This window comes from Methylobacterium sp. J-026 (assembly GCF_022829585.1).
GTDB lineage: Bacteria > Pseudomonadota > Alphaproteobacteria > Rhizobiales > Beijerinckiaceae > Methylobacterium.
In genome coordinates this window covers 92,375-103,195 of sequence record NZ_JAKSYC010000067.1, presented here as the reverse complement: position 1 = coordinate 103,195, position 10,821 = coordinate 92,375, and the positions used below count along the sequence as shown (strand labels likewise).

Here is a 10,821-nt window from a genome sequence, read left to right as displayed (position 1 = left end):
CGACAGCACCGAGATCGCCGGGGTGATCGCCCCGTCGCCATAGAGCAGCGCCGCGCCCACGAGCCCGACCACCAGCAGCAGCGCCTTCCACGTCCCCGGCCGCGCCTGCCGGGCGCCGAGCAGCGCCAGCATGGCCACGATGCCGCCCTCGCCGCGGTTGTCGGCCCGCAGGATCAGCACCGCGTATTTCAGCGACACGATCAGGATCAGCGACCACAGGATCAGCGACACCGCCCCCGTGGCCGCCGCCGGCACCGAGGCCCCCCCGGCGGTGGCCGCCTTCACCGCCTCCTTGAACGCGTAGAGCGGGCTCGTCCCGATATCGCCGTAGACGACGCCCAGGGCACCGAGGATCAGCGCCCTCCCGGGTCCGTGCCTAACCGCACCCGGCTTGCGCGCCACCGGCGCCGCGGGAAGGCTGACCGCCGGGGCAGCCGCGGTTCGGAGGGCTTGGCTCACGGGCAGATCCGGTCAGTGGCGTTTCTGTTGAGCGAAACTGTAACAAGCTCTCCGCGCGGCGATAGACTCGGAGGATCTCCGAAGCGACCGCGGGGAAGACCTGTAACCGGAACGTGATGACGCTGGCGCGACCCGCACGTCGACGGCGGCCGGAGGCCGGCGCTCAGGCGGCGTCGAGTCCCAAGTCGATGATCGCGGCGGAGTGGGTGATCCAGCCGCAGGAGATCAGGTCGACGCCGGATGCCGCGACCGCCCCCACGGTCTCCCGCGTGATCCGGCCTGACGCCTCGGAGAGGGCGCGGCCGCCGATCATCGCCACCGCGCGGGTCAGCTGGTCCGGACCCATATTGTCGAGGAGCACCGCATCGACCCCGACCGAGAGGGCTTCCTCCAGCTGCGCCAGGCTGTCGACCTCGCACTCGATCTTCACGAGGTGACCGGCCCGCGCCCGGGCCCGCTCGATCGCCGGCACGATGCCGCCGGCCACGGCCACATGGTTGTCCTTGATGAGCACCGCGTCGTCGAGGCCGAAGCGGTGATTGGAGCCGCCGCCGGCCCGGACCGCATGCTTCTCCAGGGCACGCAGGCCTGGGGTGGTCTTGCGGGTGCAGACGATCGACGCCTTGCCGTGCGGGCGCGCCGCCTCGACCAGCCCGTGGGTGGCCGTGGCGACCCCCGACATCCGGCAGAGCAGGTTGAGCGCCACGCGCTCGGCGGTGAGGATCGCCCGGGCCGGCCCTTCGAGGCGCAGGACGACGTCGCCCGGGGCGACGCGGGCGCCGTCGCCGCGCTCCACCGTGACGGTTACCGCCGGATCGACCAGCGCGAAGGCGATGGCGGCGGCATCGGTGCCGGAGATCACCCCGTCCTGGCGGGAGGCGATCACGCCGCGCATCCGCGTACCCGGCGGCACGATGGCGTCGGTGGTGATGTCGCCGGCCCGACCGAGATCCTCGAGCAGGGCGGCGCGCACAACCGGCTCCACGAGGAGCCGCGGCAGGGGCAGGATCTCGTCCGTCAAGACCGATGGCGTCATGGCGTCAGCGCCTCCCGGGCGGCCGTGGTCTCGCGGAACGCGGCGTCGAGCGCTGCGAGCGTCGTCTCGGTATGCGCCGCCGGGGCGGTGTGGGGACAATCGCTGCGCCAATGGGCGCCGCGGCTCTCCCGCCGCTCCAGCGCGCCGCGGGCGATCAGCAGCGCCACCAGGGCGGCGTCACAGGATCGCGCGTGGGGCGCCAGCGTCGCGACGGCACCTTCGAGACCGGCGGCGTCGCGCACGACGCCGACCCGCGTCTCCATCAGCGTGCGGATCGCCGGAAGGTCCGCGCCAGGACGGGCCGCGACGGTCTCGGGTACGATCGCGTTCGGCGGCGGAGCGTCCAACCCATCGGCGATGAAGCGCGCGTAAGCCAGCCCCTCCAGCAGGGAGTTGCTGGCGAGGCGATTGGCGCCGTGGAGGCCCGTGGAGGAGACCTCACCGCAGGCATAGAGGCCCGGCACCGAGGTGGCGCCGTACGCATCCACCTTCACGCCGCCCATGTGATAATGCGCCGCCGGGCGGACCGGGATCGGCTGCACGGCCGGGTCGATGCCGGCGGCGGCGCAGAGGCCCGCCACCGTGGGGAAGCGCTTCGGCATCGCGGCGCCGAGGGCTCCGCGGGCGTCGAGATAGACGAGGCGGCCCCGCTGCAGCGCCTGGAAGATGCCCCGGGCAACCACGTCGCGGGGGGCGAGGTCGCCGCCCGCGATTCCGGCCATCACGGGGGCGCCGGTCTCGTCGATGAGCCGCGCGCCCTCGCCGCGCAGGGCCTCGGTGGCCAGCGGCATCGGATCGGTGCCGGCCGCGATGGCGGTGGGGTGGAACTGCACGAACTCCATGTCGCGCATCACGGCGCCCGCCCGGGCGGCGAGGGCCAGCCCGCCGCCGACGGCGCCGGTCGGGTTCGTGGTCGCCGCGTAGAGGGCGCCGACGCCGCCGGTGGCGAGCACCACGGCCCGGGCCGGGATGCGGAACCGGGCCCCGTCGCGCTCGGCGACGATGCCGGCCACCGCGCCGCGCGTATCCCGCAGCAGGTCACAGGCGCGGGCCTCGACCACCTCGACCGACGGCGCGGTCAGCACGGCCCGCACCAGCGCTTCGAGGACCCGGGCCCCGGTGGCGTCGCCGCCGGAGCGGACGATGCGGCGGCGGCCATGCGCGGCCTCGAGGCCGAGCGCCAGGGCGCCGTCCTCGGATCGGTCGAACGGGACCCCGATCCGCACCAGCCAATCGATCAGCCCGGGGCCCGCCTGGGCAACCCTCAATGCCACGTCGGGCTCGGTCAGCCCGGCGCCGGCCGCTTCGGTGTCGGCGGCATGGAGCTCCGGCGCATCGTCCGATCCGACCGCGGCGGCGATGCCGCCCTGCGCCCAGCCGGTCGCGGTGCCGAGACCCAGCGGCGAGGCGGTGACCAGCGTCACCGGGCGGGGCGCGAGGCGCAGGGCGACGCTCAGGCCGGCGACGCCGCCGCCGACCACGACGATGCGGTCGGCCGTGTTGGGGGAGATGGCGTTCATCGCGTGCGCACCAGCAGCATGCGCTCCACCGCCGCCCGGGCGCGGTCGGCGAGGGCCGGATCGACCGTGACCTCGTGAGTCATGGTTTCGAGGGAGCGCCGGATGTTGCGCAGGCTCATCCGCTTCATGTGCGGGCACATGTTGCAGGGCTTGATGAACTCGATATCCGGGTTCTGCGCGGCGATGTTGTCGGCCATCGAGCATTCGGTGACGAGCACGACCTGCTTCGGCCGCTTCTGGAGCACGAAGTCCATCATCATCGCGGTCGAGCCGGAGAAGTCGGATTCGGCGACCACGTCCGGCGGGCATTCGGGATGCGCGATCACCGTGACGCCGGGATAGCTGTCGCGGACGTCGCGGATATCGGCCGGGGTGAAGCGCTCGTGCACCTCGCAATGTCCGGCCCAGGTCAGGATCTCGACCTCCGGGATCTCGGCCTGGACGTTCTGCGCCAGGAACTCGTCCGGGATCATCAGCACCCGGGGGGCGTTCAGCGACCGCACCACCGCGACGGCGTTGCCCGACGTGCAGCACAGGTCGGACTCGGCCTTCACGGCCGCCGAGGTGTTGACATAGGTCACGATCGGCACGCCCGGGTACTTGGCCCGCAGGCCACGCACGTCCGCGGCGGTGATCGAATCGGCCAGCGAGCAGCCCGCGCCCATGTCGGGGATGAGCACCGTCTTGCTCGGGTTCAGGAGCTTGGCGGTCTCCGCCATGAAGTGCACGCCCGCCAGGACGATCACGTCGGCGTCGACCGTCACCGCCTCGCGGGCCAGCGCCAGGCTGTCGCCGACGATGTCGGCCACCGTGTGGAAGATCTCCGGTGCCTGGTAATTATGCGCCAGGATCACGGCGTTGCGCTCGCGCTTCAGCCGCAGGATCGCCTCGATGTCGGGCGCGAGCGCCGGCCACTCGATCGCCGGGACGTGCCGGCTGACGCGGGCGTAGAGATCGGGAAGCGGCAGGCCCCGGCCGGGCGTGCGGGAGACGGGTAACACGGTCGACGCCATGGCGTCCTCCATTATGCTCAGTTTGAGCATTGTGCCGTCTAACTTATGAGGGCCGGAGGCGCATGTCTAGATATGCACGCTGTGAGCATAAATCTTTTGCGGCGCGGTGTCATGCTGCGCCGCCGAAGGGCTGAGGCTCAGTAGAAGGTCGCCGGATCGGGCCCGATCCGGCCGTCCGGCCGGTCGAGGGCGGCGATCCGATCCATCTCCGCATCGGACAGCGCAAAGTCGAACAGGGCGATGTTCTCGACGATGCGTTCGGGCCGGGCGGTCTTCGGGATCGCCACGCAGCCGATCTGTACCTGCCAGCGCAGCACGACCTGGGCGGGGCTTTTGCCGTGGTCCTGAGCGATCGCCAGGATGGCCGGATCGTGCAGCTCCTTGCCCTGGCCGAGGGGGCTCCAGGATTCGGTCACGATCCCGTGCCGGGCATCGTCCGCGCGCGGCGCCCGGCGCTGGAAATGCGGGTGCAGCTCGATCTGGTTCACAGCTGGCGCGACGCCGGTCTCGGCCAGAAGCATGGCGACGTGCTCCGGCGTGAAGTTCGACACGCCGATCGACTTGGCCCGACCCTCGTCACGGAGCTGGATCAGCGTCTTCCAGGTCTCCACGAACAGGCGCCGCTGCGGGCACGGCCAGTGGATCAGGTAAAGGTCGACATAGGGGAGGCCGAGGCGCTCCAGGCTCTCGTCGAAGGCGCGCCGGGCCTCGTCCCGCCCCTGGCGGTCGTTCCAGAGCTTGGTGGTGAGGAAAATCTCGTCCCGCGACACCCGTGCGTCGCGGATGCCCCGGCCGACCCCCGCCTCGTTCCCGTAGGCGGCGGCGGTGTCGATCAGGCGGTAGCCCGCCTGCAACGCCCGGCCGACGAGGTCCGGCGCCTGCGCGTCGGAGAGCTGCCAGCAGCCGTAGCCGATCTGGGGGATGCGGTGCCCATCGTTCAGGGCCAGGGTCGGGACAGATATGGCCATGCAGTAAGCCTCTGGCTGAATGTTCCAGCCCTCACGTGGACCGGCGGCGTCACCGAGCAAGGCCGATCGACGAGAAGCTATGGCTCCGATGGGTCCCCGTCCGAAGGCTGAGCCGCGGTAAACGGGCGCAGTCTGGACCGGATCTAATCCGCGGAGCCGGACGTTGGCGGACCAGATTCCAGGTTGCGCCGCGCAGCGTCGCGCACGGACGGGATAGCAGCATGACAGACGCGACTCCGAAGAGACCGTTCGCCCTGACCCGGCGGTCTGTGGTGGAAGGCTGCGCCGTGGCCGGGGCGCTGGGCGCCCTCGGGGTCCGGCCCGCGCCCGCCGTCGCCGCCCCCGGCGATCCGGCTCCGCAGACCCTGCCGGTGCGGCTCACCATCAACGGCCAAGCGCACGACCTCGTCCTCGACACGCGCACGACTCTGCTCGACGCCCTGCGGGAACACCTCGCGCTGACCGGCACGAAGAAGGGCTGCGACCACGGCCAGTGCGGCGCCTGCACGGTGCTGGTCGACGGGCGGCGGATCAACAGCTGCCTGACGCTCGCCGCGATGCACGACGGCGATCAGATCACCACCATCGAGGGGCTCGCCTCCGGCGACCAACTGCACCCGATGCAAGCAGCTTTCCTGGAGCATGACGGCTTCCAGTGCGGCTACTGCACGCCGGGCCAGATCTGCTCGTCGGTGGGCATGCTGAGCGAGGTCAAGGCCGGGTGGCCGAGCCACGTCACCGAGGACGTGGCGTCGAGCCCCAGCCTCAGCGACGACGAGATCCGCGAGCGGATGAGCGGCAACATCTGCCGCTGCGCCGCCTACCCGAACATCGTTGCGGCGATCCGCGACACCGCCGCCAGCAACCTCTGAGGGGGCGGACATGAAGGCTTTCACCTACGAGCGTCCCGCGACCGTGCAAGACGCCGCCAAGCTCGCGGCCGAACGGCCGAACGCCCGGTTCATCGCTGGCGGCACCAATCTCCTCGATCTGATGAAGCTGCAGGTCGAGACCCCGGCGACGCTGATCGACGTCAACCGGCTTCCCCTGGACAAGGTCGAGGCGACGCAGGAGGGCGGGCTGCGCATCGGCGCGCTGGTGCGCAATTCCGACCTCGCCGCCGACCCGCGGGTCCGGAAGGACTACGCCGTCCTGGCGAAGGCGCTCCTGGCCGGCGCCTCGGGCCAGCTCCGCAACAAGGCGACCACCGCCGGCAACCTGCTCCAGCGGACGCGCTGCTACTATTTCTACGATACGGCCATGCCCTGCAATAAGCGGGAACCCGGCTCGGGCTGCTCGGCCATCGGTGGGTTCAACCGCATCATGGCGGTGCTGGGCACGAGCGAGGCCTGCATCGCCACCAACCCGTCCGACATGAACGTCGCCATGCGCGCCCTCGACGCCACCGTGGAGACGATGGACCCGAATGGGCAGGCGCGGACGATCCCGATCGCCGACTTTTACAGGCTGCCCGGCGACACGCCGCAGATCGAGACCGACCTGCGCACCGGCGAGATCATCACCGCCGTCACCCTGCCGAGGCCGGTGGCGGGCCTGCATATCTACCGGAAGGTCCGTGATCGGGCCTCCTACGCCTTCGCCACGGTCTCCGTGGCCGCGGTGATCGCCGGCGCCGAGGGCGGGAAGCCCCACGCGGCGCGGCTCGCCTTCGGCGGTCTGGCGCACAAGCCCTGGCGGGTGGCCGAGGCCGAGACGGCGCTGGTGCAGACCGGCTCCGCCGACGCCGCCGCCGACGCGGTCCTCAAGGGCGCCCGCGGCTACGGCAGCAACGACTTCAAGATCCCGCTGACGCGGCGGACCCTGCGCGCCGTCGTGGCGCAGGCGACCCGCGCGTAGCCCTCCCGCTCAAGGACCGTCCCCATGGAGATGAACCAGCCGATCGGCCAAACGCCGCTCGACGACCGTCCCGACGGGCTCGTCGGCAAGCCTCTGAGCCGCGTCGAGGGCAAGCTCAAGGTCACGGGCCACGCGCCCTACGCCTACGAGACCCGGGCGCTGCAGAACCCCGCCTACGGTTTCATCGTGGCCGCCACCATCGCGTCCGGCACGATCAGGTCGATTGATGCCGATGCCGCCCGCCGGGCGCCCGGCACGATCCTGGTGATGACCCACGAGAACGTACCCGCGCAGGGGGAGAAGAAGGAGCAGGTCTGGCCGCAGCTCCAGGGGACGCAGGTCGCCTTCTACGGGCAGCCGGTGGCCTTCGTGGTGGCCGAGACCTTCGAACAGGCCCGCGCCGCCGCGATGCTGGTGAAGGTGCAGTACGACGCCCAGACGCCCAAGGGCCATCTCAAGGACGCGATGGCGTCGGCCTACGAGCCGAAGCCGATCAACTCGCCGCCGGATTCGAAGCTCGGCGACTTCGACGCGGCCTTCGCGGCGGCGCCGGTGAAGCTCGACGTGGAGTACGTCACGCCGAACCAGATCCACGCCCAGATGGAGCCGCACGCGACGATCGCCGCCTGGGACGGCGACGGTGTCGTCCTCCATACCGCCAATCAGATGCCGAACCGCGGCCAGAAGGCGCTGGGCTCCGTGCTCAAGCTGCCCCCCGAAAAGGTGCGGATTGTCAGCCCGTATATCGGCGGTGGCTTCGGGGCGAAGTTGCAGGTCCAGCCTGAGGCGACCCTGGCGATCCTGGCCTCGAAGCTGATCGAACGGCCCGTCAAGGTCGCCCTGACCCGGCAGCAGGAATTCCACGTCGCGACCCATCGCAGCGACACGATCCAGCGGATCCGCCTCGGTGCCGACAGCGAGGGCCGTCTCTCGGCCATCGGTCACGAATCCTGGTCCGACACCGCCGAGGGCGACGGATTCTTCGAGACCGCCGCGAACGTTACCCGCTCCCTTTACGCGGCGCAGAACCGCGTCACCCGCCACCGGCTGGTGAACTTGAACATGCCCATCGCCTCGTCCATGCGCGCACCGGGCGAGGCCGTGGGTCAGCTCGCCTTCGAGTGCGCCATGGACGAGCTGGCCGAACAGTTGAAGATCGACCCGATCGAGTTGCGGGTCCGCAACGAGCCGGCCGAGGATCCCGAGAAGAAGGTGCCGTTCTCCACCCGCCAGCTCGTGCCATGCATGCGCGAGGGCGCGCGGTTGTTCGGATGGGACAAGCGCCAAGCGACGGGCAGCCGGCGTGACGGCAACTGGCTCGTCGGCATGGGCATGTCGGCGGCCGCCCGCCTCAACCCGCTGATGCCGTCCTCCGCCAAGGTGAAGCTCGGGCCGGACGGCGTGCTGGTCGTCCAGATGGCCATGACCGATCCCGGTACGGGCACCTACACGATCCTCACCCAGATCGCCGGCGAGATGCTGGGCCTTCCGCCCGAGCGCGTGCGGGTCGAGATCGGCGACACGGACTTCCCCTACGCGTCCGGCTCGGGTGGGTCCTTCGGTGCCGCCTCGGCGGGATCGGCCCTCTATGTCGCCTGCAACAACCTCCGGCAGGCCGTGCTCAAGGCCGGCGATCTCAACCCGGATGGCGCGACGTTCCGCGATGGCGCGGTCAGGTCGGGCAACCGCACCGAGGCGCTCACCGACTTGGCCAAGTCGGGTCTGGAGGCCTCGGGGGAGATCAAGCCCGGCGAGATGAAGCAGAAATTCTCGCAGTACTCCTACGGCGCGCATTTCGCGGAGGTCGGAGTCGATATCGACACCGGCGAGATCCGGCTGCGGCGGATGCTCGGCGTCTTTACGGGCGGCCGCATCCTCAACGCCAAGACCGCGCGCAGCCAGGCGATCGGCGGCATGACCTTCGGTGTCGGCGCGGCGCTGATGGAGGATGCGGTGGTCGATCCCCGCTACAGCTACTTCGTCAACCACGACATGGCCGAGTATCACGTGCCGGTCCATGCCGACATCCCGGCGATCGATGCGGTGTTCCTGCCGGAACTCGACGACAAGACCAACCCTTTGAAGAGCAAGGGGCTGGGTGAACTCGGCATCTGCGGGGCCGGCGCGTCGCTGGCCAACGCGATCTACAACGCCACCGGCATCCGCGTCCGCGAATACCCGCTGACCCTCGACAAGATGCTCAAGGGCTTCGAGGAGCAGGAGGGGCAGGCACAGCGGCGGACCTGACCCAGGTCGGAACTCCGCACCCGCGGTTGACGGCAGGACGCGCAGGCGGGACACCGGGCTAAAAGCCCGAACACGGGGGACGCCCGGTGCCCGACAGCCGATCCGACCACCGCCACCCACCGGAGCGGTTCAACGCCGCTCGGTACTGCCTCGCCGAGAACGCCCGCCTGCGTCCCGACAAAACCGCGCTGATCATGGTCGGCGATGGCACGGTCGACCGGCTCAGCTTCGGTGCGGCCGATCGGGCCGTGCGCGGCATCGCGGCGGGGCTGCGCGCCTTGGGGCTGGAGCCCGGCGACCGGGTGATGATCCGGATGGGCAACGAGGCCGACTACGTCCTCGTCTATTTCGGCGCCCTGGCGGCGGGACTGGTGGCGCTGCCCTCCTCGCCCCAGCTCACCGAGCCCGAGGCGGCGTTCCTGATGGAGAATTCCGGGGCCGCTGCGGTGGTGATCGGCAGCGGCTGCACAGTCTCCGCGGAGGCGCTCGGCAACCGCCGCCTGCTCGATGCCGCTGCGATCGCGCGGATGAAAGCTGGCCCGCCGCGCCCCGACTACGCCGACACCGCCGCCGACGATCCGGCGATGCTGATCTACACCTCCGGGACCACGAGCCGGCCGAAGGGCGTGCTTCACGCCCACCGGGCCGCCTATGGCCGGCGGCCGATGCTCGACCATTGGCTTGGGCTGACGGAATCCGACGTGATGCTGCATGCCGGCACCATGAACTGGACCTACACGCTCGGGGTGGGCCTGAGTGACCCCTGGTCGGTGGGCGCCACCGCGGTGCTCTACAATGGCCCGCGCGACCCTGCGGTCTGGCCGCGCCTGATCGCCGAGTACGGTGCCACCCTGTTCGCCGCGGTGCCCACTCTCTACCGCCAGATCCTGAAATACGGCGACCTCGGCGCCCACGATCTGTCGTGCCTGCGCCACGGCTGCACGGCGGGCGAGCCGCTTCCGATTGCGCTGCTCGAAGCCTGGATTCAGGCCACGGGCAAGCCCCTCTACGAGGCCCTCGGGATGAGCGAGATCTCGACCTACATCTCCAGCGGCCCGACCATCCCGGTGCGCCCCGGCTCGCCCGGCAAGCCGCAACCCGGCCGGCGGGTGGCGATCCTGCCGGTCGAGGGCGTGCCCGTCCCCCTCCCGGCCGGCGAGATCGGCCTGCTCGCCGTCCATCGCTCCGAGCCGGCGCTGATGCTCGGCTATTGGAACCGCCCCGGGGAGGAAGCCGAGGTGTCGCGCGGGGACTGGTTCGTCGGCGGCGACCTCGCCCGGCTCGACGCCGACGGCTACCTCTGGTTCGAAGGCCGCAACAACGACCTGATGAAGGCGATGGGCTACAGGGTCTCGCCCAACGAGGTCGAGGCGGTGCTCGCCGCCCACCCGTCCGTGGCGGAGGTCGGCGTGGCCGAGCTGCCGGTGCGCGCGGATGTCTCGGTGATCTGCGGCTTCGTGGTGCTCCAGCCCGATTCCGAACCGGACGCCGAGGCGCTGCTCGCGTATTGCGCCGAGCGGCTTGCGGCCTACAAATGCCCGCGGGAGATCCGCTTCCTCGACGCCCTGCCGCGCACGGCGAACGGCAAGGTGCAGCGGAAGCGGCTGGCGGCGACCGTGGCGGAGTGACGGGGCGCGCGCCCAGGTCCTCCGATCCGGCACGTCAGTTCGAGCGCGCGCCTTCTCCGGCGCGGACCTGAGATGTCACAGGTCGGCTCGGGA

Annotated in this window: 9 protein-coding genes; 4 read left to right on the top strand and 5 right to left on the bottom strand. The window is 70.9% G+C overall.

Features of this window, described 5'->3' with window-relative positions; translation table 11 throughout:
• The 5 genes from MKK69_RS06850 to MKK69_RS06830 form a co-directional block, all read right to left on the bottom strand.
• A partial coding sequence (locus tag MKK69_RS06850) for a KUP/HAK/KT family potassium transporter (protein ID WP_409564785.1) occupies nucleotides 1-459 on the bottom strand: 459 nt, incomplete at its 3' end.
• Nucleotides 460-622: 163 nt separating this feature from the next.
• Nucleotides 623-1,495 carry a carboxylating nicotinate-nucleotide diphosphorylase gene (gene nadC, locus MKK69_RS06845; RefSeq protein ID WP_243967003.1) on the bottom strand — a complete coding sequence of 291 codons (873 nt, stop codon included), beginning with the start codon at nucleotides 1,493-1,495 and terminating at the stop codon, nucleotides 623-625.
• Nucleotides 1,492-3,015, bottom strand: coding sequence for an L-aspartate oxidase (locus tag MKK69_RS06840; RefSeq protein WP_243967002.1), 1,524 nt, complete (start codon nucleotides 3,013-3,015; stop codon nucleotides 1,492-1,494). The genes nadC and MKK69_RS06840 overlap by 4 nt, the downstream gene beginning before the upstream one ends.
• Complete coding sequence (gene nadA / locus MKK69_RS06835; protein ID WP_243967001.1) at nucleotides 3,012-4,028, bottom strand: quinolinate synthase NadA; 1,017 nt, start codon at nucleotides 4,026-4,028, stop codon at nucleotides 3,012-3,014. The genes MKK69_RS06840 and nadA overlap by 4 nt, the downstream gene beginning before the upstream one ends.
• Before the next feature lie 137 nt (nucleotides 4,029-4,165).
• The gene (locus tag MKK69_RS06830) at nucleotides 4,166-4,996 is read right to left on the bottom strand and encodes an aldo/keto reductase (protein WP_243966999.1); all 831 of its coding nucleotides are present in this window, start codon (nucleotides 4,994-4,996) and stop codon (nucleotides 4,166-4,168) included.
• A gap of 221 nt (nucleotides 4,997-5,217) precedes the next feature.
• Between MKK69_RS06830 and paoA the strand changes: the two genes are divergently transcribed.
• From paoA to MKK69_RS06810, 4 genes are all read left to right on the top strand, one after another.
• Complete coding sequence (paoA, locus tag MKK69_RS06825) at nucleotides 5,218-5,868, top strand: aldehyde dehydrogenase iron-sulfur subunit PaoA (RefSeq protein ID WP_243966998.1); 651 nt, start codon at nucleotides 5,218-5,220, stop codon at nucleotides 5,866-5,868.
• 10 nt (nucleotides 5,869-5,878) lie between these two features.
• Entirely contained in the window at nucleotides 5,879-6,853 is a 975-nt protein-coding gene (locus MKK69_RS06820; RefSeq protein WP_243966997.1) for an FAD binding domain-containing protein, read from the top strand.
• Between the two features lie 24 nt (nucleotides 6,854-6,877).
• The gene (locus MKK69_RS06815) at nucleotides 6,878-9,100 is read left to right on the top strand and encodes a xanthine dehydrogenase family protein molybdopterin-binding subunit (protein WP_243966996.1); all 2,223 of its coding nucleotides are present in this window, start codon (nucleotides 6,878-6,880) and stop codon (nucleotides 9,098-9,100) included.
• A gap of 86 nt (nucleotides 9,101-9,186) precedes the next feature.
• On the top strand, nucleotides 9,187-10,728 hold the full coding sequence (locus tag MKK69_RS06810; protein WP_243966995.1) for an acyl-CoA synthetase: 1,542 nt from the start codon (nucleotides 9,187-9,189) through the stop codon (nucleotides 10,726-10,728).
• Nucleotides 10,729-10,821: the final 93 nt, after the last annotated feature.

Coding starts and splice junctions, on each gene's coding strand:
- MKK69_RS06815 (WP_243966996.1), top strand. CDS start 6,878: ATGGAGATGAACCAGCCGATCGGCCAAACGCCGCTCGACGACCGTCCC.
- paoA (WP_243966998.1), top strand. CDS start 5,218: ATGACAGACGCGACTCCGAAGAGACCGTTCGCCCTGACCCGGCGGTCT.
- nadC (WP_243967003.1), bottom strand. CDS start 1,495: ATGACGCCATCGGTCTTGACGGACGAGATCCTGCCCCTGCCGCGGCTC.
- nadA (WP_243967001.1), bottom strand. CDS start 4,028: ATGGCGTCGACCGTGTTACCCGTCTCCCGCACGCCCGGCCGGGGCCTG.
- MKK69_RS06820 (WP_243966997.1), top strand. CDS start 5,879: ATGAAGGCTTTCACCTACGAGCGTCCCGCGACCGTGCAAGACGCCGCC.
- MKK69_RS06840 (WP_243967002.1), bottom strand. CDS start 3,015: ATGAACGCCATCTCCCCCAACACGGCCGACCGCATCGTCGTGGTCGGC.
- MKK69_RS06830 (WP_243966999.1), bottom strand. CDS start 4,996: ATGGCCATATCTGTCCCGACCCTGGCCCTGAACGATGGGCACCGCATC.